Source organism: Chitinimonas viridis (assembly GCF_030409555.1).
Classification (GTDB): Bacteria; Pseudomonadota; Gammaproteobacteria; order Burkholderiales; family Chitinimonadaceae; genus Chitinimonas; species Chitinimonas viridis.
In genome coordinates this window covers 732,953-759,231 of the sequence record NZ_JAUFPU010000018.1, presented here as the reverse complement: position 1 = coordinate 759,231, position 26,279 = coordinate 732,953, and the positions used below count along the sequence as shown (strand labels likewise).

General features: G+C 60.0%; 24 protein-coding genes. 13 read left to right on the top strand and 11 right to left on the bottom strand.

All coding sequences use genetic code 11. The annotated features are described in order from the left end of the window. Positions 1-87 precede the first annotated feature (87 nt). Positions 88-909: a helix-turn-helix domain-containing protein gene (locus QWZ03_RS16445; protein ID WP_290333714.1), complete on the bottom strand. Its 822-nt coding sequence runs from the start codon at positions 907-909 to the stop codon at positions 88-90. A 728-nt stretch (positions 910-1,637) separates the two neighbouring features. Between QWZ03_RS16445 and QWZ03_RS16440 the strand changes: the two genes are divergently transcribed. Further along, positions 1,638-2,285, top strand: coding sequence for a Crp/Fnr family transcriptional regulator (locus QWZ03_RS16440; protein ID WP_290333713.1), 648 nt, complete (start codon positions 1,638-1,640; stop codon positions 2,283-2,285). A gap of 105 nt (positions 2,286-2,390) precedes the next feature. Here the strand turns inward: QWZ03_RS16440 and QWZ03_RS16435 are convergent, their stop codons facing one another. Then, positions 2,391-4,304, bottom strand: coding sequence for a DNA/RNA non-specific endonuclease (locus QWZ03_RS16435; RefSeq protein WP_290333712.1), 1,914 nt, complete (start codon positions 4,302-4,304; stop codon positions 2,391-2,393). A gap of 413 nt (positions 4,305-4,717) precedes the next feature. On the opposite strand from QWZ03_RS16435, the gene QWZ03_RS16430 reads away from it, so the two are divergent. The 5 genes from QWZ03_RS16430 (at position 4,718) to QWZ03_RS16410 (ending at position 9,971) form a co-directional block, all read left to right on the top strand. Further along, positions 4,718-5,986: a ferritin-like domain-containing protein gene (locus QWZ03_RS16430; RefSeq protein WP_290333711.1), complete on the top strand. Its 1,269-nt coding sequence runs from the start codon at positions 4,718-4,720 to the stop codon at positions 5,984-5,986. An 84-nt stretch (positions 5,987-6,070) separates the two neighbouring features. Next, positions 6,071-6,544, top strand: coding sequence for a hypothetical protein (locus QWZ03_RS16425; protein ID WP_284195364.1), 474 nt, complete (start codon positions 6,071-6,073; stop codon positions 6,542-6,544). A gap of 2 nt (positions 6,545-6,546) precedes the next feature. Further along, positions 6,547-7,524: an MNIO family bufferin maturase gene (bufB, locus tag QWZ03_RS16420; RefSeq protein WP_290333710.1), complete on the top strand. Its 978-nt coding sequence runs from the start codon at positions 6,547-6,549 to the stop codon at positions 7,522-7,524. Further along, on the top strand, positions 7,517-8,338 hold the full coding sequence (locus QWZ03_RS16415; protein ID WP_290333709.1) for an HvfC/BufC family peptide modification chaperone: 822 nt from the start codon (positions 7,517-7,519) through the stop codon (positions 8,336-8,338). The genes bufB and QWZ03_RS16415 overlap by 8 nt, the downstream gene beginning before the upstream one ends. Before the next feature lie 172 nt (positions 8,339-8,510). Continuing rightward, positions 8,511-9,971 (top strand): phosphatidylinositol-specific phospholipase C domain-containing protein, encoded by a 1,461-nt coding sequence (locus QWZ03_RS16410; RefSeq protein ID WP_290333708.1) that lies wholly within the window; start codon positions 8,511-8,513, stop codon positions 9,969-9,971. 148 nt (positions 9,972-10,119) lie between these two features. Here the strand turns inward: QWZ03_RS16410 and QWZ03_RS16405 are convergent, their stop codons facing one another. Further along, complete coding sequence (locus QWZ03_RS16405) at positions 10,120-11,238, bottom strand: hypothetical protein (protein ID WP_290333707.1); 1,119 nt, start codon at positions 11,236-11,238, stop codon at positions 10,120-10,122. A gap of 341 nt (positions 11,239-11,579) precedes the next feature. On the opposite strand from QWZ03_RS16405, the gene QWZ03_RS16400 reads away from it, so the two are divergent. After that, positions 11,580-12,359 carry a substrate-binding periplasmic protein gene (locus tag QWZ03_RS16400; RefSeq protein WP_290333706.1) on the top strand — a complete coding sequence of 260 codons (780 nt, stop codon included), beginning with the start codon at positions 11,580-11,582 and terminating at the stop codon, positions 12,357-12,359. A gap of 17 nt (positions 12,360-12,376) precedes the next feature. Here QWZ03_RS16400 and QWZ03_RS16395 read toward each other — a convergent pair whose 3' ends face one another. The 3 genes from QWZ03_RS16395 to QWZ03_RS16385 all read right to left on the bottom strand — a co-directional run bounded on the left by QWZ03_RS16395 (position 12,377) and on the right by QWZ03_RS16385 (position 14,981). Continuing rightward, the gene (locus QWZ03_RS16395; RefSeq protein WP_290333705.1) at positions 12,377-13,399 is read right to left on the bottom strand and encodes a hypothetical protein; all 1,023 of its coding nucleotides are present in this window, start codon (positions 13,397-13,399) and stop codon (positions 12,377-12,379) included. 73 nt (positions 13,400-13,472) lie between these two features. Continuing rightward, positions 13,473-14,225 carry a substrate-binding periplasmic protein gene (locus tag QWZ03_RS16390; RefSeq protein ID WP_290333704.1) on the bottom strand — a complete coding sequence of 251 codons (753 nt, stop codon included), beginning with the start codon at positions 14,223-14,225 and terminating at the stop codon, positions 13,473-13,475. A 147-nt stretch (positions 14,226-14,372) separates the two neighbouring features. After that, positions 14,373-14,981 (bottom strand): TetR/AcrR family transcriptional regulator, encoded by a 609-nt coding sequence (locus QWZ03_RS16385; RefSeq protein WP_290333703.1) that lies wholly within the window; start codon positions 14,979-14,981, stop codon positions 14,373-14,375. A 123-nt stretch (positions 14,982-15,104) separates the two neighbouring features. Here QWZ03_RS16385 and QWZ03_RS16380 point away from each other — a divergent pair, with 123 nt between their 5' ends. Continuing rightward, a complete protein-coding gene (locus QWZ03_RS16380; RefSeq protein WP_290333702.1) occupies positions 15,105-16,694 on the top strand; it encodes a 2OG-Fe(II) oxygenase in 1,590 nt (529 codons plus the stop codon). Between the two features lie 377 nt (positions 16,695-17,071). Here QWZ03_RS16380 and QWZ03_RS16375 read toward each other — a convergent pair whose 3' ends face one another. The 3 genes from QWZ03_RS16375 to QWZ03_RS16365 form a co-directional block, all read right to left on the bottom strand. Next, positions 17,072-17,872 (bottom strand): isocitrate lyase/PEP mutase family protein, encoded by an 801-nt coding sequence (locus QWZ03_RS16375; protein ID WP_290333700.1) that lies wholly within the window; start codon positions 17,870-17,872, stop codon positions 17,072-17,074. Between the two features lie 77 nt (positions 17,873-17,949). Further along, positions 17,950-18,309, bottom strand: a complete 360-nt coding sequence (locus tag QWZ03_RS16370; RefSeq protein ID WP_290333699.1) for an NIPSNAP family protein — start codon at positions 18,307-18,309, stop codon at positions 17,950-17,952. Next, positions 18,300-18,830, bottom strand: a complete 531-nt coding sequence (locus QWZ03_RS16365) for a DUF1579 domain-containing protein (protein ID WP_290333698.1) — start codon at positions 18,828-18,830, stop codon at positions 18,300-18,302. The genes QWZ03_RS16370 and QWZ03_RS16365 overlap by 10 nt, the downstream gene beginning before the upstream one ends. Before the next feature lie 133 nt (positions 18,831-18,963). Between QWZ03_RS16365 and QWZ03_RS16360 the strand changes: the two genes are divergently transcribed. Both QWZ03_RS16360 and QWZ03_RS16355 read left to right on the top strand, forming a co-directional pair. Next, a complete protein-coding gene (locus tag QWZ03_RS16360) occupies positions 18,964-19,866 on the top strand; it encodes a LysR family transcriptional regulator (protein ID WP_290333697.1) in 903 nt (300 codons plus the stop codon). A gap of 370 nt (positions 19,867-20,236) precedes the next feature. Further along, positions 20,237-20,836: a hypothetical protein gene (locus QWZ03_RS16355; RefSeq protein WP_290333696.1), complete on the top strand. Its 600-nt coding sequence runs from the start codon at positions 20,237-20,239 to the stop codon at positions 20,834-20,836. A gap of 185 nt (positions 20,837-21,021) precedes the next feature. Here the strand turns inward: QWZ03_RS16355 and QWZ03_RS16350 are convergent, their stop codons facing one another. Continuing rightward, entirely contained in the window at positions 21,022-23,004 is a 1,983-nt protein-coding gene (locus QWZ03_RS16350; RefSeq protein ID WP_290333695.1) for a methyl-accepting chemotaxis protein, read from the bottom strand. A gap of 253 nt (positions 23,005-23,257) precedes the next feature. On the opposite strand from QWZ03_RS16350, the gene QWZ03_RS16345 reads away from it, so the two are divergent. After that, a complete protein-coding gene (locus QWZ03_RS16345; RefSeq protein WP_290333694.1) occupies positions 23,258-23,530 on the top strand; it encodes a hypothetical protein in 273 nt (90 codons plus the stop codon). 81 nt (positions 23,531-23,611) lie between these two features. After that, positions 23,612-24,010 (top strand): hypothetical protein, encoded by a 399-nt coding sequence (locus QWZ03_RS16340; protein WP_290333693.1) that lies wholly within the window; start codon positions 23,612-23,614, stop codon positions 24,008-24,010. A 77-nt stretch (positions 24,011-24,087) separates the two neighbouring features. On the opposite strand, the gene QWZ03_RS16335 is transcribed toward QWZ03_RS16340, so the two are convergent. Continuing rightward, the gene (locus tag QWZ03_RS16335; RefSeq protein WP_290333692.1) at positions 24,088-25,362 is read right to left on the bottom strand and encodes a hypothetical protein; all 1,275 of its coding nucleotides are present in this window, start codon (positions 25,360-25,362) and stop codon (positions 24,088-24,090) included. A 348-nt stretch (positions 25,363-25,710) separates the two neighbouring features. Here QWZ03_RS16335 and QWZ03_RS16330 point away from each other — a divergent pair, with 348 nt between their 5' ends. Further along, a complete protein-coding gene (locus QWZ03_RS16330; protein ID WP_290333691.1) occupies positions 25,711-26,187 on the top strand; it encodes an FKBP-type peptidyl-prolyl cis-trans isomerase in 477 nt (158 codons plus the stop codon). The last annotated feature ends 92 nt before the right edge of the window (positions 26,188-26,279 follow it).

The window sequence follows — 26,279 nt, the reverse complement described above, 5'->3', positions numbered from 1 at the left end:
TTGTTCTCTTGAAGTACCGTGCAGCCGGCGTTGTCGCAGGATTTGGCTGTCGGTGCAAGGGGTGGCAGGGGAGTAGCCAGAGTGGCACTAGCGGGGCCAGTGTGGTTCCCACGACACCAGGGTGGATTGCGGCTGGGTCTGCAGCCACTTGCGGTAGCTGGAGGGATTGGTGCCGATCACGCGCTGGAACTGCCGGCTCAGCAGGCTATGGTCATAGAAGCCGCACTGCAGGGCAATCTGGCTGAGCGGTGCGTCGTCGCGGCGGAGCAGGGCGCAGGCGGCGCGGATGCGGCTGCGCAGTATCAGGTCGGCCGGGCTGATGCCGTAGATCTTGCGGATACGGGCAGAAAACTGGCTGCTGCTGAGGCCGGCCTGCTCGGCCAGATCGGCAATCTGCAACTTGTCCTCGAAGTGAATGACCATGCGGTCCACCGCATTGGCCAACTGTTCGTTGATCAGGCCGTTGCGCGAAATTTCCGGCAGATCGCGCGACAGGCACAAGATCCCTGCCAGCTCGCCGGTGGTGACATAGAGCGGGTACTTGTGGGTCACGCACCAGCCGGCTTCGCCATCGGAATAGAGCGTCGGATCGAGCTGGTCGAAGATGGGCAGCTGTCGCTTGATCAGCCATTGATCCTGCTGGTTGTATCGCGCCGCCATGGGGCCGGGCCAAATTTCTGCCGCCGTGCGGCCACGTATGTCTTCCGGCCGGCGTGCTTTGACCCGCTGCATCACCGACTGGTTGAAGGAGACATAACGGCCGGCGGCATCCTTGACGACGTAGGCAAAGCCCGGCACGCCGTCGAACAGCATGGCGGTCTGCGCCGCGCCGTGCAGATGCGCGGCCTGCCACCCCTGTTCATCCTGTCTATGATCAAGCTGATTTGCTATGTGCGGCTGCCACGCCATGATGCATCCTCTGGATACGCAGCTGCGTTTACCCAAAAAGGGTTATATATAGCACGCTGTAATGCGAAAGGATGGGTCAAGCCCTGTGTGAAAAGGCACATACATAGGGGACGACAGAGACGTTATAGGACACTTGCGGGAACTTCCAACCACCGCGCTGTCGTGGGGCCGGCATGGCGACTTCCAGAACCCTGGGCCTTCAGGCGAGGCATGGCGTGGGTGACAGTGCCGAGACGGCCTACTTGAGCCGGCTCCAAGTGAATAAATCGAAGGCTGGCGCCACCTGCTGCGCTACTGATGCCGATGTGTGCCGGATTCAGTCGATGTAGTGGTTGTTGCACGGTGGGTGCGCCTGCGTCAACAGCAGGGCAGTCCTGGTTGAGTGTTGGGCTGGTCTATATGCTCTATATCGTACAAATAATATGAACGGTATGGAACATAGTGACGGGTTCGAATGCGACATGACAGGCTTGGTGGGATTGTTAAATGTTCGTTATGGAACATAAGCTATTGATTTGCATTGATTTTGTGTGGTGACCTATACTTGATCAACATCCACGTTCAAGCCTGGTCAGGTTCGATAGAGCGGGGCAACAATTCCCACCCGCAAAGTCATGCAGCACACACTCCCTACTCCCACACAAAATTGGCTGCTCGATAGCCTACCCCCGCCTAACATTCTTCGGCTCTCCGCACACCTCGAACCCGTTTCGCTGGCGTATGGACAGGTGCTGTATGAGCCTGGCACCGAGATCGCCCAGGTATATTTTCCCTACGGCAGCGTGGTGTCCCTACTGGGCACGCTGGGGCCGTTGCGCACAGTTGAAGTCGCCGCTGTTGGCCGTGAAGGCGTGATCGGTGGCGCCGCTGCGCTGGGCGATGCGGTGTCGCAGTTCCATGCCGTGGTGCAGGTTGCTGGCATGGCGGCGCGCATACCGGCTGCCCGCATGCGCAAGGAATTCAAGTCGCATGGCTCATGGAATCCAGAACTACTGCAGTTCAATGATGCGTTGATGGGACAGATGGCACAGGCGGTTATCTGCAATCGCTTCCATACGGTTGAAGCCCGCCTGGCGCGGTGGCTGCTGACAACGCGTGACCGCGCAGAGACTGAGCGCTTCTATATGACCCAGGCCTTCCTGGCCCGCATTCTGGGCGTCCGCCGGGTAGGTGTGTCGGCGGCGGCAGCCAAGCTGCAGGATGCTGGGCTGATCGGCTACTCCCGTGGACACGTCGCACTGCTCGATACCGAGGGCCTGGAGGCCTACGCCTGCGAGTGCTATGGCTTGCTGCAGGCGCGTTGTCCAACCGGGCACAGCAGGCGGCCCGACAAGTTGCCAGGGGCCCAGGCTATCGTGGGGCGGCCCGAGAGCTAACTGGCCGGCGTCCCCCGACCAGACAGGCTATAGGCAACTTTGCGCCTGCCTTGTCTGGTTTTGGGGCGAGCGTCCGGCAGCTGCCTTCAGGCACTCAGTGCTGCATCAGATTTCAAAGAAGCGGCCTGGCTCCACCAGCCTGGCGCCGGTGCTGCCCAGACCTTGCGTCGTGGCGGCGTCGTAGCGCTTGATAGCGGCGTCAAACTTGAAACCACAACGGGCCTCCACCGTGGCCAGGGGCACCTGGTACCAGCGGAACATCTCCAGCTCTAGGGCCTCGGGCTTGAGCTTGCCCAGCAGATCCTTCTGGCTGAGGATAAAGGCCCTGGCCTTGTGGCTGCCGTCGGCGTCGTCGGTAAAGAACACTACCTTCCAGAATTCGTCGGGTAGCTGGGTGCCGCGATAGGGGCGGTCGTCTTCATCCAGTATCGGGCCACCCCAGAGGCTGACCTTCAGGTCCTTGACCACCACCTCGTCCAGAATGGCGTCTTCCAGTTCGCCCCACTTGCCCTTGAGCGAAGCCTGGTTGAAGGCCTTGTGCTGGGGGGTCATATTGCTGAAGTAGAAGCTGTCGATATTGGCCTGCTGGGCTTCCGCCATATCACCCCAGACCAGGTCGTCGCGGCGGGCCACATGGCCCCGGTCCAGGTCGTTGCTGGCATAGAGCTCGTCCCCCAGTTGATAGTCCTCCAGCTCGCCACGGGTGTCCTTGCTAAAGGCGATGCCTTTGCGGCTCAGTGATTTCTTGCTGTTGCCGTCGATATTCCAGGCCACGCAGCGGGCCAGCTTGCGCGATTTGGACAGCCACACACTGTAGTGGCAGTAGTCGATGCGGTCAGTGTCATCCAGCCCGATCAGGTCTTTGGCCAGCTTGCCGCTGAAGGTGGGCAGGGCAACCTCGAAGTCCAGGAACCCCGTCTGAAAGCCGGTCTGCAACAAGGACTTGCCGGCCTTGGGTGGCTTGCCCGGCTTGGTGCGGACGGTCTTGTCCAGCGGTGTGATCTCCAGTTTCTGGAACACGGCCGGGGCACTACAGGCCAAGGCGAACTCGCCATCGCTGCCCTGCACGTCGCCGCCAAAATGCAGGCCCAGCATGACCGAGGTCGGCTTGCCGGTCTTGGGGTTGGCGGCCAGCCAGGCGGCGCCCGAGTCACCCCCCTTGGATATTTCGTCACCGTCGGCCGGATGGTCGGCAGACGGGCCGATCTCGAAGCCGGAGATATTGACGATGCCCATCCCCTCATAGGGCATCTTGACCAGGGTTTCGATGCGGGTCACCTCGCCATAGGTCACCCCCGTGGTACGCCCCGACTTGACCACCAGGTCGCCCAGCTCGGGCTTGCCCACGCTCTCTATGGCCACGCCCAGCTCCAGCACCGTGGTGTCGACCTTGCGGCCGGCCAGCGAGGCCACGGCACAATCGCCAGCTAGGCCCAGGTGCGAGCGCCTGAGCACGCCCAGCTTGTTGCGCTGCACCTGGCTGTCGTCAAAGGGGCCGGGCTGGACGATGGTGTCGCCTTCCTTGCCGTTGGCGCCGCAAAGCACATGCCAGTTCGACAGCAGCAGCACCTCCCCGCTGGCGGCATCCTGCACTACGGCGCCCAAGGTGCCGGCGCTAAGTTCGATATGGGAGATGCTGATGCCGCCCAGTACCGGATCCAAGCGCGACTTGCGCGGCGACTTGGCCTCCAGTGCCACCTGGATATAAGAGGGCTTGTAGCTACGCTGTATCACATCGGTGGGGATGGCCATGCCCTCGAACTCATAGCTGGCAGGTATGGGCGCGCCATGCACTGCCTCCAGCGATTCCAGCGCCACCTTGCGCTCGACGGTGAACTGCAGGGCCAATGTCTTGCCTGGTTTGCCGGCCTCTTCCTTGTAGCCTATGCCGAGGCTGGTGACATTGCGGTGCTCCAGCATCTGTTCGCCCTTGGCCCGGATAAAGCGCTTGATACGGTCTATCTCGGTGCTCTTGGGGCTGGCGGGCTGGGCTTTGCCAGCGGCGGTTTTGCGGGCCATGTTTTCCTGTCTCCTGGATACGATCGATGTTGGGCCGCTGCACTGGCGGCCGTGATTAGCAGTCTTAGCAGCTTAGAGCCGCTAACAAAACCCTTCTGGCGTTGTTGTGCGAGCTTGCCGTACCCACGTACTGTCTGCGGCGCGCGCCTAGCCAGAACCGCTACGCTGGGTTTTGTTAGCCGCTCTTAGCGCCGTGAATGAAAGGCGGCGCGTGTAGCTGATGCACGCCGCCTAGTTTCATGCACCACGCCGCTTGCCGCTTCCCCCATATGGATGATTTTTTCCGGTTTGCTGTTTTCTATGCTCCAGCAGGCAACACAGACCCGGCTGTGTTGCTGCAATGGACAGCATGGGCTGAGTGCGCCTTGCCGGGGCCGGTTTTCCGATGAATCTCCGCTTGGGAATGCAAGGCCATGATGAGCCCCGAACTGCGCAAGGCGCTGTACACGCATCTGCAGACTGCCATCGAGATCGAGCTGTCCACCATCCCGATCTATCTCTACACCTACTATTCCATACAGCGTCAGCCGCAGGATACCGATAGCCTGCCCAATGGACGGGCGCTGGCCACCTTCGCCAACAAGGCGGGCGGTCTGCTGATGAGTGTGGCGGTGGAAGAGATGCTGCATATGTCGCTGAGCTGCAATATCCTGCGTAGCCTGGGCGGCGAGCCCAAGCTGTACTGCCGCTCGCCCGGCGCCTACCCGACCAATCTGCCTCACCACAAGGCCGGCTTTGCCGTGGGCTTGGAGCCCTTGTCGGCGCACCAGCTCGACCAGTTCAAGGTCATCGAGGTACCCGAGGCCGAGGGCGCGCCGCCGCAGAGCGACAACTGGGATTCCATCGGCCAGTTCTATCGCTATATCGTCGAACTGCTAGACCAGACCAGCGACGAGGACTATGGCCATGGCGATGAGCAACTGGCAGCGCACCGGGGCTATTACTCGCCCAACAATGTCGACACCGTCTACCCCAAGGACGCCTATTACATCCAGCAGCCGGAAGACCCGTTCAATCCGGTCAAGCGCGGGGCAGAGCAGGCCCAGTATCCCAATAACAAGGATAGCGGCCACCTGCGGCGCATACGCTGCAAGCACGATGCCAAGATGGCCATCCACGCCATCATGCTGCAGGGCGAGGGCTATACCAACGACCCCAGCCACAAGCGCGACGACCCCGAGCGCAACGAGGTATCGCACTGGTACAAGTACGATGCATTGCGGCAGGAGATCAACAGCTTCAGCGCCAGCGACCTCAGCCTCATCATCCAGCCCTTTCCGGTCAACCCCACCCGTGCCGGCTATCCCGCCCCTTTCCTGCCCCTGGTCGATCTGGCCAATGCTGTGTACTCCTATTTGTTCCTGCTGACTGAAACCGCCTACCGCTTGGATGGCGAAGCGCAGGAATCGCTGTTCTACGTGGGCATGCACAAGGGCATGATCTTCATACTCGACAAGATACTGGGGGGCATGCGCTACCAGTACCTGAACAACCAGGCGGGCCAGGTGCTGGCCCCGACCTTCGAGAACTATCAGTTCAACAGCTTGGCCACCGCCAAGCAGGAGCTGATAGACCTGTGCCTGGCCGTACCCGCCAGCCTGGGGCTGGACAGCAATATCCTGGGGCGCATACGCGACCTGCCCGACGTGAATGTCGGGCCGGACGGCATCGTGCGTTTCTAGGCAGCAGCTTGGCCTGTTGATGCCTGTGTTCAACGACCGATGGCGGGTTTGCCGACCGCCATCCTATGCGTAGCGAGAGATGCCATGACTTCACCCGTGATCAAGCAGCCCCGTGAACTGCATGCCTGCATGGGCCTCAATGCCTGCAAAGGACATGACAGGCTGGGTACCAATAGCTGCGCCGGCAGCGGTGTTTGCGCCACTGCCGCCGCCCACTCCTGCCACACCCTCAACAACTGCCGAGGCCAGGGTGGCTGCGGCCTCTATGGCACGGGCGAAGAGCAGAACCACCCCGGCGAGAATCCCTGTGCCTGGCTGGGGTCCTGCGCCGTGCCCATCAATGCCGAGCGCTTCTCCACCAATGGCCCCAACCAGGGCCAGAGCGTATGGCTGCGCGCCCGCGCCCTGTTCGAGCAGCGCATGAAGGATGCCAAGCGCCAGGTGCTGCCCTCGCCATCGCCAGTAGGCCCCACGGCCGCCTGGCTGGATGCCAATTTCGATCCCGATTACGTCGCCTGCGGCGCCAGTGGCATGAGCGGCGGCGGTAGCTGCATCTGAGCATGCACGCCCCACATCCTGGCGACAACTGGCCACGGCTGGGCTTGGGCCTGGGCCTGCGCCATGTCCATGTCGAGCACATCCTCAAGCATTGGCCCGCTGTGGATTGGTTCGAGGTGATCTCGGAGAACTTCATGTTCTCGGCCGGCCGGCCGCGCCAGGTGCTGCGGCAGGTGGCCGAGCGCTACCCGCTGGTCATGCATGGGGTGTCCATGTCGATAGGCAGCAGCGATCCGCTGGATTTCCGCTACCTGCAGGCCTTGAAAGCCCTGGCCGATGAGATACAGCCGAAGTGGATCAGCGACCACCTGTGCTGGACCGGGATACAGGGCAAACACACCCACGATCTGCTGCCCCTGCCCCTGACCGACGAGACCCTGCAGCATGTGGCCGAGCGCATACGCATAGTCCAGGCGGTGCTGGAGCGACCGCTGGTGCTGGAGAACCCCAGCAGCTACCTGAGCTATACGCAATCAAGCTGGACCGAACCGGCCTTCCTGGCCGAGTTGGTGGTCCAGACAGGCTGCAGGCTGCTGTTCGATGTCAACAACTGCTATGTCAGCTGTTACAACGCCGGGCAGGACCCACAAGACTACCTAAAGGCCCTCCCGCACGAGGCCATCGTGCAGCTGCATCTCGCAGGGCATCAGCACTGCGGCAGCCATATCATCGACACCCATGACCGCCCGGTGGCGGCCGCCGTCTGGCAGTTGTTCCAGCAGGTCTGGCGGCGCAGCCCGGCGGCGGCCATCCTGCTGGAGTGGGACGGCAATATCCCGGATTTCGATACCTGCCTGGCCGAGCTGCACAAGGCCAAAGGCTTCATGCAGGGGCAGCAGGTCAACCACTGGGCGGCGGCCGATGTGGGCAGGGTGGATGCCGCAGAAGCGGTTTCCACCCCAGTGGATTTCATGGTTGCGCCCCTGATGGCAGAAGCACGACAGATGGCGATGACGGAGCAGGAGCGCCAGGATGCGTGATGGTCGCGCCGACGTGGCGCCGCTGGCGTTGGCCCAACTGCAGCAATTCATGCAGTCCGCCTTGCTGCAACAAGCCGAGGGGCCGGATCACGGCTTGATAGAACGCTATATCGCGGCCACCGGCCTGCTGGACCCGGCACAGCACCTGGCCATCTACCAGCGCGCCTACTTTGCGCGCCTGCTGCAGTGCATGCAGGGCCAGTTCAAGGCACTGGCCCACGCACTGGGGTCAGAGCTGTTCCGCGACTTCGCCTGCGAGTACCTGCGTGCCCACCCTTCCTGCAGCCCTACCTTGGCCCACCTGGGGGCAGGGTTTGCCGACTACCTGCAGCAGAACCGGCCCGATGCCCACGCCGCCCAACCAGAAGCCTGGATAGACTTCATGGTGGACCTGGCGGATTTCGAGTGGACGCTATACAGCCTGTTCGATGCCCCCGGCGCCGAGGAGCAGGGCTATGCAACGCTGGCGCAGCAGGATCACCCCGCGCTGCGGCTGCAGCCCTGCCTGGCTTTGCGGCAGTACCGATTTCCGGTCGGTGCTTACTACCAGCAGGTAGCCGATGGACATGACCCTGTTTTCCCCTTGGCACAGCAGGTTTACCTGGCCCTGGTGCGTACCCATTACCGGCTGGGCATCTTTAGCCTGCAGCCAGCCCAGTACGCACTGCTGAGCCGGTTGGCACAGGCTGATGGCACGCTGGCGCAAGCGCTGGCGGCGACGGCCGACCAGCTTGGTGAGGCGATCCACAGCCTGGCCCCCATCTGGCTACGCGGTTGGCTGCAGGCGGGTTTTCTGGTGCTGGGGCATGACTGAGCCTGGTGAGTCTCGGCGTACTGCAACGCAAGGTGGGTTTCTGGAAGCGCCAGCAACAGCGGTGTTGATGACGGGCATCTATTACCATGGCGCGCAAGCAAAACACTGCTAGTGCCCGGCTGATTGAATGCTGAATAAAATAAAGGCCCATATATCTATGTAAAGAAACGATATGCAAAAAGAGAAGTACACCAGCACATTCCAACGTTTGCCCCTGGTCATGGTGGCTGCATTATCTTTAACAATGTCCGCACCGGTATTGTCGGCGGAAGGGTTCTCAGACAAATCCAATGGCGGGGTCAATCGCAATAATCCAGACTGGATGTCGCGTTTGCCAGATGCTACGCCCATCAGCCAATTATCGGTACTGGGTACGCATGACACGCCAACCTGGGATGTGATCGACTTCAATTGGATTCATATCGCCAAGACCCAGAGCATGGATATCCAGCGCCAATTACAAGCGGGTGTCAGGGCGTTTGATATACGCTGCCAGCATAAGAACAATCGCTGCGCCTTGCGCCATGGTCGGTATGATCTGAATAAGGATTTGAGTGAAATCCTGGATGCCACCACCGATTTCTTGAGCAGGAATCGTGGTGAAACCATCTTTATGGTGATGAACAATCCCAATGGCAATGGTTCGGATGGTTCGCCCACAGGCAATACGCCCGCGGACAGGGATTTTACTGAAGCGTTTTATGAAACCTACTGGCGGAATGCACGTTATTACCCTTATTTCTGGAAAGGTAGCACCCCCAATCGTAATGCCAGCTACCCCCAGGGTAGTGGAGATATCTTTCCTAGCGGGCAGAACAAGAACCTGCCAGAGCTGCCCAGCCTGAAGGATGTGCGTGGCAAGATTGTGGTCATGCAAGATTTCAATGAGGAATCGGCAAGAGGTTGGTTTGGCCTGCCAGGCCCAAATAGTTACGAGTGGCGTACACGCTTTGCCAACTATATCAATACGGACAACCTTTACACCGTACCCAATCCAGGTGCGCGCGAAGAGTACTGGCAGAAAAAGAAGGAGGTCTTTAACAAGATTTCCAACCCCAGCCTATCAGCCAGCAATGTCATACAGTTTCACGGCATCAGTGGTGCACCGACTACCGCCTGGGCGATAGGTATGGATTTTAATCCAGAAAATATTGCCCGGCATGTGAATGTACAGGCAAATAAATATTTCAAAGAGCTGGCGCTTGCTCCCAATACCCACCATCGTGTTGGTTTGGTCATGGCTGACTATCCCGACCTGAATCTGATTGAAAATGTCATTGCCCTGAACTACAAAGCTGCGGGCACGGTGCCGCATCGCTTTGCCATTGACTTTAGCGATATCAACGACCGGATTGAGGTGTCAGTCAACGGCGTCGATGTTTTCAACTTCAAGGACAAGGCAGTTCAGCTACCCTTTGTCAATGCCCAAAGGCTACGTCTTGGGCAAAACGAAATTGGCATCAGGCTGGGTAATAATGATTGCTTCTCTACATCATTGAAAGTGACTTTGCTGGTGGATGGTGTTGCAGTTGACCAGCAGCATTTCTACAAGCGAACCTCTCATTGTGGTCGGCAACTCAGCTGGAAATACAATGTGGATACCGTGACCGGCAGCTGGCAGCGTGTCGAATAGGCGCCGTTAGCCAGAACCGTTACGACGGGTTTTGTTAGCGACGCTAAATGGCCTACATTCCAGAAATCTCGTCTTCGTCGCAATGATGCGTTGCTTGGATAGCGAGGTTTCTGGAGTTCCATTGTGAGTGTGGGGCAGTTCTGGTCGGCTAGCTGCGCTTGATGCCATGCCTATCGAACTTGCGCTGCACGTATTTGGTGCCTATGGCCTGGTAGCGTTCTGCTGCGTCCTTGCGGGTCGCTTCGTCCGGCGATTCCAGATCGGTAAAGATGGACTGCAGCTTCGCGCTCTTCTTGGTCCACCACTTGCCGGCCTGGGCAAAGTCCCCGCTTGCCCGGACATCCTTGAGCTTCTTCACGAAGAGATCACTGGCAGCCTGATGGGCCTCCTGGTGATAGGCCTGGATATGCTTGGTCTGCTTCCGTTTACTGAACGCCGTGCCGCCAGCATCCCAGTGCGCCTTGACCGCTGCGATACCGGTCTTTTTCAGGCCTGCTGCCTTTATGCTGTCATTGCCCAGCTGTGGTAACGCTGTCAGCAGATCGTTACGGAAACCCTGGCCAGCGTCCTCGTTGCCGCTGGCCAGTATCTGCCATTTGGTGGCCATGGTTTTGGCCCGTATGGCGGAACCGACATCCTGCAGGCTGACCGCCCTGAACGCGGTAATGTCCTCTAGGTGAGAACCCAGCGCGATGCCGCCTAGCGTGGTTTTTTTGGGGAAGCTGCCATCCTTGTTCAGCGTCAGCTCATCCAGCTGTGATTTCTTGGCATCGGCCTGGTAGCCGGTCTCCGTCAGTTGCTTGATGGCGCGGCCCTCCAGCCGGGCACGCTGTAGGCTGAGATCGGCCGGCAGTACGCTGTGATCCTCGCTGGAGCCCCAATAGGCGGTCAGGTTGGGGGTATGCAGCGAGCCTTGTACCAGGCCGGTGCCCTGGCCTATCACGCTGAATTCCCCCTCGACAGGCACGCTCACTGACTTGTCGGTACCACGTTTTACCTTCAGGTTGAATTGGGTCTTGACGATCTGGTCGCCGCCATCACGGAGGGTGCCTATCGCATCGTGGAATGGCTTGCCCACCTTGGGGACAAGTGGGTGGGAGGGGCCTACGGTGGTGCTGGACTGCCGGGTGTAGGTATGGGGGACGTTCAGGTCGGGCAGTTCCGCTGGCTTGGGTTTTTTGGCCTTGGGTGCCGGCTTGACTGTGCTGCTTGATGCGAAAGTGGCGAGCGTCCTTTTTCCCTTACCCTTGCCGTCGCGCGAGCTCATCGTGGTGCTTCCTTGGTTTGGCCTGTATGCGCTTTGCCTTAGCAAATCCTGCACCATGGGGTGGCCGGCTGGGCGGGGTAGGCCCGAAACCGTGTCCAGCCAAGCTGGGCCATCGGGAGGCGCCCTGGGTTTGCCAGGGGCCAGCTTGGCAATGCCGGGTGGTTTATTACCCAGGGACGGGTAGAAAAATACCCGTTTGCCCGTGCCGCGTAGGCGTCGAGGCGCAATGGTGCAAAGCTGGCGCTACGCTGGCGCTACGCTGGCAATGCGCCCGCCGGCTGCTACCCTGATGGGATAAGGGCATGTCTCCGCGTGCCCGTGCGTCGTCCCGGGAGTGCATCATGCGACTACAGCTGTCTTGTTTGCTTGCCCTCACCGCCTTGCTCTTGCTGCCCCTGCAGGCCTGGGCAGCAGAGCGACCCGCTCAGTTGCATCTGTGTTCAGAAGAGGAAGACGCCTATCCCTGGGTGATGAAAGACCGCCCTGGCCTCAATATCATCATGATGCGCATGGTCGAGAAGCAGCTGTCACTGCCCATACGCATTACGCCCCTGCCCTGGAAGCGCTGCATGGCCCTGGTTGGTGCGGGGGAGATGGATGGCTTGTTCAAGATCAGCTTTGCACGCGACCGGATGGAGCTGGGTGTCTACCCCATGTCGGGTGACAAGCCCGACCCCACCAAGCGTATGTTGGACGAGAGCTATAGCCTTTACCGCCTCAAGGGTAGCAAGCTGGATTGGGATGGCACCACCATACGCCATGCCAGCCTGCCTATAGGCGTACAGCCGGGTTTCTCGATCGTTGCCCAACTGACCGCCATGGGCCTGAAGCTGGATGAAGGCGTGCGCAGTACCGACGAGAACTTCCAGAAGCTGTTGCTGGGACGGGTATCCGGCGTGGCCCTGCAAACCCAGCGGGGGGATACCAGTATCGAGAGCCGGCCGGAGTTCCGGGCCAGGATAGAGCGGGTGGAGCCACCCCTGGTATCCAAGCCTTACTTCCTGATGCTGTCCAAACCGTTTGTGGGCAAGTACCCGGCTTACGCACAGAAAATCTGGGACAGTGTCGCCGCCGTCCGGGAGTCGCCCGAGTACAAGGCGGAAATGCAGCATTTCAAGTAGGTGCCCGTAGCGCTGCGTCAGCGTGGATAGCGAACGGCCAGTTCCTTGCGTCGTCCCCGTATCAGATCATTGTTCGGCGCCGACCGCAGATGGTGGTCCGAGTTGAAGGGAAAGGTGACGCCATTACCGGCATAGCCGGTCACCCGAATGCGGGGGAAGTCCTCCTTGATGGCCTGGTACAGGGTAGGCACCAGGTAATTGGACTTCAGCGATGCTTTACGTTGCTGCGAGTTTTCGACTGGCGGCACGCCCTGGCAAGCAGTCAGCCGCAGATCAACAAAGTTCTTGGGCAACCCGGCCTGTTTCAGGTGCTCGCGCAGGGCTGGCACGTCCAACGACTGCTTGCCGTCCTGTGTCGCATAGAGCTTGCTGCTATCTGGGGCGCCGTGTCCCAGCACATATAGTTTGTCCTTGTGTGCCAGGTGTTGCAGTGGCGGGTCGGGGAACAGCTGTGGATACAGGTGGGCCGAGGTATTGAGTATGCGGGTCTGCTGTAGCGCGGCAAAGCGCTCCTGGTGCAGGCCCAGGTCGCTCTGCGCCATGATCTTTTCGGTTTTCAGAGTATCCAGCGCAAACTGCTGCTTCTTGATCTGCGAGGCCTTCAGCTTCATGTTGGCCAAGGGGCTACCCCTGTTGTGGTCGGTAATGCGCTTGATGCGATCAAGCAGCAAGGCATCCTGTTCCCGGCCGCGCTGTGCGTGGCTGTTCAGTGTCTGGTTGGCCTGGTGTATGGCACCACCCCATTCCTGCAGGCGCTGCTGCCTGATGGCTTCCAGGTTATCGGCCATCTTGTGGCTAGGGGCCAGCACGCCATGCGCCTGCTTGCCCTTGCGTATGCGCACCATGTTCTCGCCCAGTGCGCTCTTGAGGCTGTCCTCATTGGCGAACGGCGTGTACATATAGGCACGGCTTTGCCGCTGCGCCAGCGGCACATAAGGAATCGCGTCCGGGTTGAGCGGGCGTCGCACAGCAGGGCGCACTGGCGGAACCGGGATAGGTGCAAAGAACGGTTGCTGGTCACCGCTCCCTTTTCGATTCATGGCGCTCTCCTGTGTTTGGCCTTCTTTATCGTCGGCCAGCCTGCGATTTACAAGTCGCCGCAGACAACGAACCTCAGGGTATGGTCACACCATGCTGACGGGCCAGCCTGGCCAGCTCACCCTTGCGTATCAGGCCGTTGAAGAAGGCATTGAACTCTGCGCGCAAGGGGCCGGCCTCTGCCGATTTGGGGAAGGCAAAATAGCCATCCAGCACCTCGATGATCGGGCTGATCGCCTGGATGTCCGGCGGGTTGGCCATGGTGGCCAGCAGGGCTTCGGTATTGCGGCGATTGGTGGCCAGCAGGTCTACCCGCTTTTCGTTCAGCATCAGGATGCCGCTCTGCAGATTGTTGGTCATGTCCGCCTGCAGCCGGGCTGCCTCAAAGCCCGCACCATAGGCCCAGCCCCGGATGGCGGCAATGCGCAGCCCCCGCAGCTGGGCATAGTCGCCATCCCAGCGCGTACTGCTGCCCGTACGCGCATAGAACACCATTTCATCGCGGTAAAAAGCCTTGTCGGAAAAGGCAAACAGCAGCTCGCGCTCTGGTGTCTTGTAGGGGCCGATCAGCATATCGGCCTTGCCGGTCTGTACCATCATCTGCGCGCGTGCCCAGGGGTAGATATCAAAGCGCACGGTATGGCCACCGGCCCTGGCAAATTCACGTACCAGTGTCACGGCCAGTCCCTCGAACTCCCCGTTGGGGGCTTGTTCGAACAGCCGGCCAAACTGGGTGCCGACCACCAGCAGTTCGCGGGCACAGGCGGGGAGCGCACCTGCCAGCAGTATCAGGGCCAGCCCGGCGCTGGTCATCCATCTCGAAACCATGTGTTTCCCCTCTGGGGCTATCCCGTTCTCTGATAGCGGCTACCGCTTAAGGATATCAAGCACCTTAAGGGCTTGCGTGGACATTGTCCGGCACGGTAACAAACTGAGAATTGGCCAAGCGGCGCTGGTGAGCGTCAACAAGCGCTGCTAGGCAGTTGGCACTGCATCCAGATATAGCCTGGCATAGGTTTTTGCGGCATGGGCAGCATAGCCGACAGGCATGACGCTGCCAGCTGAACTGGAGAGCTGGTAGGCGCCAGCCATCATCGCCAGCAACCCTGCCGCCAGTTCTGCCGCCTTACCCGCGTCGCTACCTTGCGCAATCAGGCATTCTCCCAGCAAGGCGGTCAGTAGCAGTAATTCCTGAGCCACTGCCTGCTGGTAGATATCTCGCACTTCCTTCTGGCGCACGGCTTCGGCACCTATCATGACCCAGGCGGCCACGGCATCGGGTGCCGCGCCTTCCCCCAGCCCCAAGCGGGCCTCCAGATAAGCATGCAGTCGCGCCTCGGGGCTGCCTGCCTGTGCCGCAATCTGCTCGAAGCGTTGCTGGCCGTAGTCGGCCAGTTTCCTTACCAATAAGACCAGGATCTCCTGCTTGTTCTTGAAGTGGTAATGAATCAAGCCAGGCGCCAGACCGGCTTCCTTGGCAATGGCCTGAATCGACGCTTTCTCGTAGCCCTGCCGGGCGATCACGGCCTGCAGGGCGGTGATGATTTCGGCGCGACGGCAGTCGGTATTCGGTTTTCTTGGCATGTAGGGAGTGTTTAATTTGGGCGTTTAACCAAATTATAGTTGCAACGAAATCGGCGGTGGGATTAGAGTGCATGAAAATTGGTTAAGCAACCAAATTTATCGCCTGCAAACCGAGAAACCGCTATGTCGACCTTGCTGGATTGCCCCTCTTCGACCGCTGCGCACCCTGTCTGCCATCCGCTGCCGGTATCGGCTGGCTTCTGCAAGGTTGTGCCGGGTTTTCTATCCAAGGCTGAGTGCTTGGCGTTGATTGCGGAGAGCGAGGCACGGGGTTATGTGGATGCTGGCGCCGACTATCCGCCGTCCTATCGCAATAACGAGCGACAGGTGTGGGATGACATGGCGCTAGCGGAACAACTGCTGCCCCGCCTTCGCCAGCACGCGCCGGCCACGCTGTCGGCGACGGCTATGGAGGGACAGCATCAGGATTGGCAGCTGGCATCCATTAATGCACGCTTCCGGTTTTGCCGCTATCTGCCCGGACAGGCGTTCAATCTGCATCAGGATGGCGTCTACCATCACGGCCCCTTGCTGCGCTCGCGCCTGACTTTCATGATCTATCTGACCGATGGCGATGCCTTTGCCGGGGGAGACACGGTGTTCTTTTCAGCGGGGCCGGGTGGGGATATTGATGGGAGACCTGCCAGGGAGATCGGCCGCGTACGGCCACAGGCTGGTACCCTGATCCTGTTCGACCACCAGATCTGGCATGCGGGCGCGCAGGTTACTGGCGGGGTCAAGCACGTGATGCGCAGCGACGTGCTCTATCGCCTGGGTGCAAGGCCTGCGCTAGCCGGCGGCGCTTCGTTTGAGCAAGCCCACCAGGGCTATATCTGGTCTTTGGCTGCACTGGAGCAGGGCTTGCTGGCCAGCGGCGGCAGGGACACCGTGATCCGGCTTTGGGATGAGCACGGGCGAGCAATCCGCGAGTTGCATGGGCATAGCCAGTCTGTGCTCGGTCTGGCTGCGTTGCCCGAAGATCGACTTGCTTCCGTCTCCCGCGATCGAAGCCTGCGGCTGTGGCATTGGCCAAGTGGCCGATGTGAAAACGTCGTCACGGCACACGATGCCGCCATTCTTGGCGTGACCGCGTTACCCCATGGCATGTTGGCAAGCTGTGCTGCAGATGGCCTGATCAAGCTGTGGCAGCAACAGGGCGCTACCATCGCGACGCTGACAGGCCACGCAGGCTGGGTCTGGCAGGTGGCCATGCTGGGCGATCAGCAACTGGCCAGCGCATCGGAGGATGGGACGGTCAAGCTCTGGCAGATCGACTCGTGCCACTGTATTGCCACGCTGCCGGGCAAGGTACCGTTGCGGGCTATCGCAATCCAGGATCGATGCGTGGTGACCGGTGATATGGATGGCCGCGTAACGGTCTGGCAGCAGCATCACGATGGTTGGGCCGTCGAGCGGTACTGGCAGGCACATGGTGCGTCGATACGCCGTTTGCGCTGGCTTGCGCCTGATAGTCTCGCCAGCTGCGGCGAAGATAATCGGGTGCGTATCTGGCAATGGCCGGAAGGGCGATTGCTAGCAGAAGCGCAGCACGACAACTTTGCTACCGATGTGCTGCCCCTAGGTGATGGCTGGCTCAGCAGTGCTTACGACGGTCGTTTGCTGCGACACCGTTACCCTGCGTCAAGCGGGGTGAGCTGGCCGCAGCGGGCAGTACGACTTATGAAAGGCCAGCTGCCGGTAGCAAAGCGATAAATCGCCCGACCAACGTCCGCTTACCTTGTCGGTTCGCCTTGGTTGATACGTCGTAGTCCGCACCAAAGCAAGCTGCCGAAAACACCGAGGAACACCAGGCAACCGCCCAAACCCTTGGGAGGCGTAGTTAGCAGATTGTGAAATACCGCTAGCGGTGCCAGGGGAGACCAAACGAGTACAAACGGGAAGTCGCTGAATTTGTGCCTCGCTCTTATGGAGACGGCGTTTGAGCACGCATACGTCCACCCTGAAGCGGCCAATCGACTCCAAACTCGATCGTTGTCGTATGTGTACCCGCTACAACGCCAGCAGCTGCTACGTCATGGCGGTGGTAGAGCGGGGACGCCAAGTTCGCCAGCAAGGCACACCTTGGGGGGCTACGAAAATAGTGCATTCATCTCCGCATACTCCACAGCCCTGTCGGCGAACAAGTCAGCCGCCTGGTGCGCATCCAGTAGGGCCTGAGTTGTTGTGAATGTGCGCCCATAGGCTAATAGAAAGTTTGCCGGGCCGGCGGTGAAACGGCGCGCACCTGCCGCAAACAGCGCCGGGATGGGAGGCATGTCTGGCAGCAGCATCAGGTTGACCGGCAATGCCGTTCTGGCCGCGATAAATGCGGTGTCGTCGATGCTTGAGAGGCCCGGCACAAATAAGCCGTCGGCCCCAACTCCTTGATACTCCTGGGCACGCATCAAGGTGAGTTCGAGCGCCTCTGCTCCCGTCGCCAACCCACGCAAGTAGACGTCGGTTCTGGCGTTGATGAACAGCGGCCTCTTGCACAATGCCTGGCGACAGGCTGCTATTTTCTCGGCCAGCAAGTGGTAAGGTTGTGCGCCGTCCTCCAAGTTAATTCCGGTGACGCCCATCTGCGCCACCTCGACGACCAAACCAGCCACTTGCTTTGCGTCGTTGCTGTAGCCATCTTCCAGGTCGACAGTCAACGGGACTGTTAAAACCCTTTGAATTCGCGCAATGGCCGCCAACAACTCGTGGCGCGGCAGGGTGCTGCCATCTGCATATCCGAGAGACCAGGCCAATGCCGCACTGGAGGTTGCCACCGCGGGAGCGCCAGCGCGTTGAAATATCGCTGCGCTGGCGGCGTCCCAGGCATTGGGTAGAACCAGCGGTTTCGGCTGGGTGTGCAGGGCGCAAAAATGGATGTGGTTTGGGACGGTCATGAGCAGCTTCGTTTCGCTTTATGCCCTCGTGTCAAAGGCGGTAATCGGTCTATGTTGGACTAATGCTTCGGGGCAAGTTAGTCGGCGAGCTGTCCATTGCTGGTGATGGTTCGGTTGCGCAAGGCCTCGACGCGATCGTGGCTCATCTCTATCACCACATTGCTGTCTGATGCGATCAGACTCACGATGGCTTCTCGTGGACCGTTGCGCCAGTTAGGGCTCGCATAGAAGGCCGCCTGGACGGCTTCCAGGTTGGTTAAATCTTGGAAGGCGCGAATCAGGAAGTAGCAATCCCTGTCGTGGAGCGACGGTCCAAAGTCCAGGACGTCAATGCCCCAGGCCAGCATCAGGGGCAGGCTTTGTTGGCTGATCAGCTGGTGGAACCGATCTCCGCTGCCTGGCACAAGCCGGTAGCTGCGGATCTCGATTACAGGCATGCTGGTGTTCCTGCCATGCCATCGGTACGGCGGAAGTCCATCACCCAATTGACTTCCCAGTTGTCCCCGCCATCGGTGGAGAACGCTTGCTCCCAGCGTGGCTGCCCCAGTTCAGAGCATTGAGTCCACAAGAAGCGAACGCGAATGGCTTGGCCGTTGTGCGTGTCATCGGCGTAGAAGTAGCCCTTGCCGTCTTTGAAGCCACCTACAACGGGCGTATCGAGCCGACCTGGATGACGACCATCCAGCCACCAAATCGACCACAAACCAATTGATGCGTCAAAGCTTCGGATGGTCAAGGCCCGGTAATAACCATCGGGCAGGTGGATCACGTTGTCATCCACATTGGCACAGCCTCCCAGCAGCTTTTGCATGGAAGAGCTGCCCTCAAAGTGTTCCCACTCCTGGCAGCCGGTCAGCCGTTCCTTGAGACGACTGTGCTGTATCTGCCAGGAACCGACAAAGAAATCGAAGTCAGAAGCAGCACCGGTGCTGGGGAGGCTGGTTGTAGGGTTTGTCATGCCAGTTTGCTCTTGGGGTGGGCGATATAGGCAGCGAAGTATAGGTGGTTGGTCGGTTTTCCTTTCATCCATCTGTGCAAGCTATCATGTCAAAAATGCAAACTCGCGCTTTCGCAATCTGTGGTAACCCACCATGACCCAAAGCCCTAAATCCTGGGACGACTTACGTTTCTTCTTACACATTGGTCGTGCTGGATCACTGACCGCAGCTGCCGACAAATTAGGGGTCAGCCATGCTACCGTTTTTCGTCGCCTGGGATCTCTTGAAGCCGAGCTTGGCGTGCGTTTGTTTGAGCGCAGCCGGGCTGGCTACGCGCTGACTGAGGCCGGGCAAGAGCTATTGCAAGTTGCCGCTGATATGGAAACCGAGTTGGCCTCTGCAACACGGCAACTCGGTAAGCGTGCGGCCTGGCCAGGAGGGGTTGTGCGGTTGACGACCACAGACACCCTCATGCATGCCGCCCTGGCACCCTTGCTTAGTGTCTACCAGCGGCGGGCTGGTGTGCAGTTGTTGATCAACACCTCCACGGTGCAGCAAGACATTCTGAAAGGCGAGGCCGATGTGGCCATTCGTGCGGGCGGCCGGCCGGCGGATCCACTGGTGGCAAGGCGCCTGTGCCGCATCGAGTCCACGGTGTACCGCTCCCGGAAGATTGGTGGCGCAACACCCAGCAACCTGGCCGATTTCCCCTGGGTTGCTGGCGACGAGACCTTCGCGCACCTGGATTCCACCAAGTGGCTGTACCAGCAAGGCTTGGACGCCAACGCCGTGCTGCGCACCAACAGCCACGTCAACGTATTGAATTTGGTCAAAGCTGGCGCAGGCTTGGCCGTGCTGCCGTGCTATCTCGGCGATTTGGAGCCCAGCATATGCCGCGTGTTACCGTCGCCGCCCAAAGTGTGGAGTAGCGACCTTTGGCTCCTCACCCGTTTGGAATTGCGCCATGTGCCACGCATCAAGCAACTGTTTGACGCGGTGTTTGAGGGCACTCGTCCCATGGTCGAGCTGTTTGAGGGGCGCGCGGCATTGTCCTGACATTAGTCTCCACTCGCAGTCGCAATGACACGCGAAATACCTACCTCTCAAGACTATATATGCCGGAGCCTGGTTGCCAGTGTTGTTCCGTTTGTGAGGGGTAAACCAAGCAATACGCCAGGCCTCATGGCAACAGTACAGGCCTTTTCCCCTGGGGTACGAAGGAGGCTATGCCGCTCATAGGGGGCTGGAGCATCACTTGGCGTGGTAAATCCCCACAGCTAGGAGAACGGGCATTGAATTGGCAGGCCGCAACCATCGCGCCAATTCGGCACGGCGGGCTATCGCCGATTTGCCGTATCTCATGCTATGGTGCGCGCCCATGCCATTTTCATAAATGGCTGAGATAAACAGAACAAACAAAGGAGAAATGATGACGATACTGATTACCGGCGCCAGCATACAGCTGGCCCAGGCACAGGCGATGGCCACGATAGAGCGCTTTTCCGCTGCGCAGCAGGCGGGTCGTCCGCACTTCTATTTCAACCGTTTTTGCCTGGACCAAGCGGTCGCAGCAATATTCCGCGACAACATGGCTTTTGTGTCGACAAGCGACTTCCTGTCGCAAGTGGTGGAGCGCGTCGCTGCCGCCCATGCCGAGCTGGATGTGCAGAAGCACGCCTGGCGGGGCCGTACACCGGGCAACTATATCCGGTTTGCCCAGATTCCCCTGGTCTATCAGGCGGCTGTGCGCAATCTGATAGACAACAACAATCCCTTTCCCGGGCATGACCGTGGCCCCCACACCACCAACCCCGGCGCGGCCGGTGCCGGCACGGCGCGCGAGTACGACCTTTCGGCCAGCAGGGACGGGCGCCTGACCATACGCACGCAGGGTGGCCGCCGCGCCTTCTACTACTCACGCCACCATGCAGCCGCGACCTATGAGTACCTGCTGATCACCGACAACGCCAATCGGCCGATCTTCCGGGGCAACTTGCCGCCTAACCTGATGCGCGTACCGGTCTAAACGGAGCCTGCTCGCTCTGTAGGGCCACCTACGGCGGCGATCAGTCCAGTAGGCAAGGGGGCACAACGGCGCTGTTGCCCCTTGCCAGCAAGTGATCTGTTGAATCAAGTCGGCATGACCATCTCATCAGTCTTCGTTCGCTTAGCTGCAGTGACGTTCAATGTCAGAGTCTGAGCGCAAACGCATCAAGCCAGTCGGAATCGCCGCAACAAGCCCTGCAATTCGCCGGCCAGCTGGTCCAGTTGCCCCGCCAGGTCGGCTGCCCGGTCGATGGAGCGGCTGTTTTCCTCTGCCAATTGGGCAATCTGTTCCACCCGGTTGGCGACTTGTCCGCTGGCTACCTGCTGCTCCTGCATGGCAGCGGCGATCTGGTTGCTGTCCTGGCCGGTGATGACGGCCTCGTCGTTGATGCGCTGCAAGGCCTCGGCGGCACTTCGCACCAGTTGCACGCCGCCGTCCATGCGCCCGCAGGATTGCTGCATGGCATCGGCCGACTGCACCGTATCGGTCTGGATATGGTTGATCAGCAGGGATATCTCGCTGGTGGCCTTGCTTGCCCGCTCGGCCAGCTTGCGTACCTCGTCGGCCACCACGGCAAAGCCGCGCCCCTGCTCGCCGGCACGGGCGGCTTCTATGGCGGCATTCAGTGCCAGCAGATTGGTCTGGTCAGAGATATCGCGTATCAGCCCGACTATCTCACCAATGGCGCCTGAGTGCTCGCGCAGGCGGGCCAGTGCGGCGCTGGATTCATCGACCTGCTCGCGCATCTGCTCCATCTCGCCTACTGTCTTGCCGGCGATCTCGGCGCCTTGCCCTGCCAGGCTCTGCGTGCGCATGGCGTGGGTTTTCGAGTCACTGGTGATGGCGGCCACCGCCGAAATGCTGACCGACATTTCCTCTACAGCCGCCGCAATGGCCGATACCGCCTCGGATTGCAGGTGTGAGGCACCGGCCACCTCGCCGGCCGTGCTGGCCATTTGCTGCGATGCGCCGGTTACTGCCACTGCACGCTGGCCGATATCGCCCAAGGTTTCGGCCAGCTTGTCCAGCAGCAGATCGAACGCCCGGCCTATACGGGCCAACTCGTCCGTGCCCGTTAGATGTACCCGTTCGGTCAGGTCCAGATGCTCGCGCACGCCATCCATCACTCCCTCCAACCGCTGGATAGGGTGAATGATGCTGCGGGCCACTACCAACACGATGGCGCCGACTACCAGCAATACCACGGCCAGCAAGCCCAGCGACCAATAGAGCTGCTGGTAAGCCGCATCGCGGCTGCTGGTCGCCGTGCCGGACAGCTCGCCCAGCAGACGGCCCTGCAACACATGCAAGGCATTGATGCGGGCGGTCGAGGTAGCAAACCATTGCTGGGCATCGCCTTGCAACTGCTCCGCGCCTATGGCCGCCAGCGCCTGCTGCCGCAGGGCGGTCGTGCCGGTAAAGTCGGCCGATTGCTGCAGTTCGGCGTGCTGCTGGCGTAGCGCAGCGCCCGCATATTGATCGAACTGGCGGGCACAGACCTGCTGGCGTGCCACATTACTGCTGACCTTGAGCCCCTGCGCCAGGTCTATCTTGCCGGCACTGAAGGCGCCATTGAGCAAGGCCCGCTCGCGGCCGGATTCCTCCTTGTAGCAAAGCAGGCCGATCAGCGCCTGGGTTTGCCGCAACAGCTCGGGTTCATCATTCACCAAGGCGAGTTGATCGACCACGCCCAGCAGCGTTTCGATGCGTTCGCTGTAGGCACTGATGGCGGCAGCCGGCGCCAGGCTTCTGCGGTCGACCTCGCTGCGCACGTTCGACAACGAGGCCAGGCCCGCTACGCTGCGTGTGAGCACCTGGCCCAGCTCGCCGCCGGCCGGATTGGCGGCCAAGGCTGCACGCCAATCTGCAGCGGCCTGATCCGCCTTGGCACGCGGTTCGGTGAGCACGCCGGCATTACCATCAGCCTTGGACAGGAAACCGGCGCTAGTGCCACGCTCAACCTGCAAGGTATGGATCAGCGTGCCGGCGCGGTCGGCCAGCACCGTCAGGCGTGTGGTGGCTTCCAGCTGTTGGGCCAATTGATAGCCAGACCACGCCCAACTGGCTGCCGCCAGCAACAGGCACAGCAAGGGCAGGGCCAGCAGCAACAAGAGCTTGCCGCGGATAGGAATATTCGCCAGTGTCATGTCGTGGACTCCCCATATATGCACCACAAGGGTGGTGCCTTACCGATGCTTGCCACGCAGGCAACAGCCGGTAGCAATATATTTATAGTGACTCCATGGAGGGCTGGCATGCGGGGCGTCCATACCGTCCATCCGATAATGGTGCGCCGCATCAAAACTGAAACGCTGGAGCCGCCCTCAAGGCATGTAGTAGGCTACCCCCTACTCACACAGCGCCAAACCAAGGGCATGAGACAAGTAGGGGAGCCATTGAATGTCGTTCAGCTCGCATCGACGTAAATTGCTGGACGAGACGGTGCCATTCTTGCACCGGGCATCCCATGCGCGCTCTTGCGCGCTGCATGTTGCCAATAAGCTGGGGCTGGCGCGTGAGGCCGTCATCGAACGGGTCGCGCAACAGTCTGGCGTGAGCCTTCACCAGCCTGAGAATGCCGCCCAATTGCGGGCAGCATTGGCCGTGCTGGAGTCCATGCGCCGGACTAAAGAGTCGCCCGATGCTGGGCAGCATGCTGGTCAAGATCAATAGCCCCGCAACAGCGGTCCCTTGCAGCGTTGCTGCCAGGCTGGCAGAACCAGCTTAGCCAGCGCTTACTCGTAAAACCATGCCATGCAAACATTACCGCAACCGTTATTGCCCTTACTCGACGCAGCGCTTTCCGGCGTCATTGAATACGGCTTGCTCAAGGAGGCGGCGCTTGCTTCGGCCGCTTCTGCGCCGGATGTGCTGAATCGGCTTTCGCGTCATGTGGCAATCCAGTATTCATGTGGCGCCATGTGTTACTACGACGCGGACGTCATCATGAATGCAGTCTTCAGCCTTGGGACCAGTGCACCGTACTGGGCTGATCACGATGCAACGATTCCGCAAGCCATGTTCGAGGTGTATTGCGCGTTTGATCAGGGCGAGTATCACCATCCGGGTGATGCCGAGGATGTCGATCCAGAGGTCAAATACACGCAGCAGCTTATTGCCCATTTCCTCGCAGATCAGCAGCACGATGGCTAGCCCCGGCATGGCCTCGCAACTTGTGCTGGCCCAGTGCCAGCTTGCCTTTACGCAGTATGTAACCTATCGATGCATCGCTATGATTGCTGGTAGGACGTTGCAGTTGTCCTGCAGGCCAGGCAGATGAAGGCGTAATAGATGCCTTCCGTACCGTCTTCCATGTCTTGATGATCGAGTTGACCCAGGAACATCATGGTTTGTTCGCAGTCTGGGCACAGGGGATACCGAGCATCCTGTATCCACGTAGGGTGCCCACCAAGCTGCGAGAACGTGGTGGGCAGGAACTCATGTGCGGCAAACAAGGGCGGGCGTTGTGGGCCAGCCCTCAGGACGTTGCTCGGTAGCTTGTCGTATGCGCCTGTATCCGTTGGCAAAGGCGCCGGAAGGATGTTTTTTGGCGACCAATGTGCTTGCCCGCTGTCGTCCACGCATCCGAAAACCGTGGCCGCGCATGTGCAGCGTTCACAGCTGGCGATGGCGACCGACACACGCCAGTTTTCCAGCTCGGGTAAGTCGCAGGCGTTGGGGCTCAGCTCGAACAGGTTGGTAAGTGGCATCGCGCATTGGGGGCAATTGTCAGTGCGCGCTATCGTTGTCCTGATGCCGGAATCCGTAGCGTTGGCGCCTCGCTCAAGCGGCGTACAGGTGGAAAAATACAAGTTGCGTCGTTGGCCGCCGCTGGTCAGTTCCCAGCCCGCCTCACGAGCATAATCCTGCGGGGCAATATGGAGCGTCTCGCCCCAGCAGGGGGGATGACGCACCCATTGGGCGAATTGTTCGACGACCACGGCATCGCCTATCCATGCCAATGCCAACAAGACATGATTGCGCTGGAGTACATCGATATCAGACTCCAGCCGGGCTATCAGTGCATCCCTCACATCAGGTGGAGAACGATGAAACGGTAGACTTGGCCATAGCGTGCCTAGGTCGACAAATCGTCGCAGGCAGGCATCAAGGTTGGTGTCGGTAAAAGCCGCCAGGCAAAGGCTTATCTCTTCCGCTTCCTCGTGGCGCTCGGTACCTGCCAAGCGTGCTGCATGGTCTGCCAGGCAGCGCGCCTCCTCGGCCGAGAGATTGAGGTAAAGCCTGTCTGTTCGCGTCGGGTAGGGTAACCAGTTGATGAGCGGATCGAAGGGGCGAGGGCGATGAACCAGCTTCAGTATTTCGACAGGGCTGGTAATGCCCTCGAACGCATACACATCGTGCCGGTGTGCTTGGATATACGCGGCTTTTTCGCGCCTAGCCGCTGCGTGTACGCAGGGCATGCACAGGCCGTCGTTTCTCGCAGCCGTATCCGGCAAGATCCGGTGCTCACAGCTGGGGTTTTTACATCGTACTCGGTCAGTCATGCGGGCCTTTCGTGGCGTCCAGGCATGCTCAAGCGTGTAGGCTTGGTTGGCTTGGCAAGCATGCCGTCTATCTCGTTCCGTTTCCACAAGCCATGAAAATACGCATGCCGGCACTGGATTGCAAACAGGTAGACGGGCTCCTGGCTATCTATCCGTCTGCCTATACAACGGCGAGTAGATAGACAGCACTTCTACGCCTATGACCAACTTCTGCTTCCCGTCGGTGCGCTGTCTAAGGAACAATATGGCATTGGATGCAGGCTGTGCCGAGCAAGGCGGGGCTGCATCAGCAAGTTGCTGCGGCCGTAGCAAGTAGCAAACCTTTTACCTACGCAAGAAGTTCTCCCCATGAAGATAGAAAAGAATACTGCAGTCACCCTGCTGATGAAGGTGACAGACACCCAAGGCTTTGTATACGACGAGGGCAAACAGCCGACGGCCTACCTGCACGGCGGCTACGACAACCTCTTCCCCAAGATCGAGGCTGCGCTGGAAGGGCAGGAGCCGGGTTACCAGGCCACGGTTGAACTGGCTACCGAAGACGCATTTGGCCAGCGCGATGAAGCACTGGTGACGACCATGCCCAAGGCCGAGTTTCCTCCGAGGGTCAAGGTCGGTGGCCAGATACAGCGCCGGGGGCCGGATGGCGAGCCGCGCTATTACTTTGTCACCAAGATCAAGGGGCCAACCGTGCTGCTCGATGGCAACCACCCGCTGTGCGGCAAAGCCATGCGCTTCATCCTCAAGGTAATCGATGTACGCGCTGCGACTGCTGAGGAAATCGAACACCAGCATGTCCACGGTGAGCATGGCCATCACCACTAGGCTTGGGTAGCCGAGTCCTTGCTGGCTTGGTGTGCCGTCTTGCCATAGCAGAGGCATTGGCGCCTGCCTGGCAGACCTTCGCGGGTTTGCTG

Excerpts from the sequence above, each read along its gene's own strand:
- QWZ03_RS16445 (WP_290333714.1), bottom strand. The coding sequence starts at position 909 with ATGGCGTGGCAGCCGCACATAGCAAATCAGCTTGATCATAGACAGGAT.
- QWZ03_RS16435 (WP_290333712.1), bottom strand. The coding sequence starts at position 4,304 with ATGGCCCGCAAAACCGCCGCTGGCAAAGCCCAGCCCGCCAGCCCCAAG.
- QWZ03_RS16430 (WP_290333711.1), top strand. The coding sequence starts at position 4,718 with ATGATGAGCCCCGAACTGCGCAAGGCGCTGTACACGCATCTGCAGACT.
- QWZ03_RS16425 (WP_284195364.1), top strand. The coding sequence starts at position 6,071 with ATGACTTCACCCGTGATCAAGCAGCCCCGTGAACTGCATGCCTGCATG.
- bufB (WP_290333710.1), top strand. The coding sequence starts at position 6,547 with ATGCACGCCCCACATCCTGGCGACAACTGGCCACGGCTGGGCTTGGGC.
- QWZ03_RS16415 (WP_290333709.1), top strand. The coding sequence starts at position 7,517 with ATGCGTGATGGTCGCGCCGACGTGGCGCCGCTGGCGTTGGCCCAACTG.
- QWZ03_RS16410 (WP_290333708.1), top strand. The coding sequence starts at position 8,511 with ATGCAAAAAGAGAAGTACACCAGCACATTCCAACGTTTGCCCCTGGTC.
- QWZ03_RS16405 (WP_290333707.1), bottom strand. The coding sequence starts at position 11,238 with ATGAGCTCGCGCGACGGCAAGGGTAAGGGAAAAAGGACGCTCGCCACT.
- QWZ03_RS16400 (WP_290333706.1), top strand. The coding sequence starts at position 11,580 with ATGCGACTACAGCTGTCTTGTTTGCTTGCCCTCACCGCCTTGCTCTTG.
- QWZ03_RS16395 (WP_290333705.1), bottom strand. The coding sequence starts at position 13,399 with ATGAATCGAAAAGGGAGCGGTGACCAGCAACCGTTCTTTGCACCTATC.
- QWZ03_RS16390 (WP_290333704.1), bottom strand. The coding sequence starts at position 14,225 with ATGGTTTCGAGATGGATGACCAGCGCCGGGCTGGCCCTGATACTGCTG.
- QWZ03_RS16385 (WP_290333703.1), bottom strand. The coding sequence starts at position 14,981 with ATGCCAAGAAAACCGAATACCGACTGCCGTCGCGCCGAAATCATCACC.
- QWZ03_RS16380 (WP_290333702.1), top strand. The coding sequence starts at position 15,105 with ATGTCGACCTTGCTGGATTGCCCCTCTTCGACCGCTGCGCACCCTGTC.
- QWZ03_RS16375 (WP_290333700.1), bottom strand. The coding sequence starts at position 17,872 with ATGACCGTCCCAAACCACATCCATTTTTGCGCCCTGCACACCCAGCCG.
- QWZ03_RS16370 (WP_290333699.1), bottom strand. The coding sequence starts at position 18,309 with ATGCCTGTAATCGAGATCCGCAGCTACCGGCTTGTGCCAGGCAGCGGA.
- QWZ03_RS16365 (WP_290333698.1), bottom strand. The coding sequence starts at position 18,830 with ATGACAAACCCTACAACCAGCCTCCCCAGCACCGGTGCTGCTTCTGAC.
- QWZ03_RS16360 (WP_290333697.1), top strand. The coding sequence starts at position 18,964 with ATGACCCAAAGCCCTAAATCCTGGGACGACTTACGTTTCTTCTTACAC.
- QWZ03_RS16355 (WP_290333696.1), top strand. The coding sequence starts at position 20,237 with ATGATGACGATACTGATTACCGGCGCCAGCATACAGCTGGCCCAGGCA.
- QWZ03_RS16350 (WP_290333695.1), bottom strand. The coding sequence starts at position 23,004 with ATGACACTGGCGAATATTCCTATCCGCGGCAAGCTCTTGTTGCTGCTG.
- QWZ03_RS16345 (WP_290333694.1), top strand. The coding sequence starts at position 23,258 with ATGTCGTTCAGCTCGCATCGACGTAAATTGCTGGACGAGACGGTGCCA.
- QWZ03_RS16340 (WP_290333693.1), top strand. The coding sequence starts at position 23,612 with ATGCAAACATTACCGCAACCGTTATTGCCCTTACTCGACGCAGCGCTT.
- QWZ03_RS16335 (WP_290333692.1), bottom strand. The coding sequence starts at position 25,362 with ATGACTGACCGAGTACGATGTAAAAACCCCAGCTGTGAGCACCGGATC.
- QWZ03_RS16330 (WP_290333691.1), top strand. The coding sequence starts at position 25,711 with ATGAAGATAGAAAAGAATACTGCAGTCACCCTGCTGATGAAGGTGACA.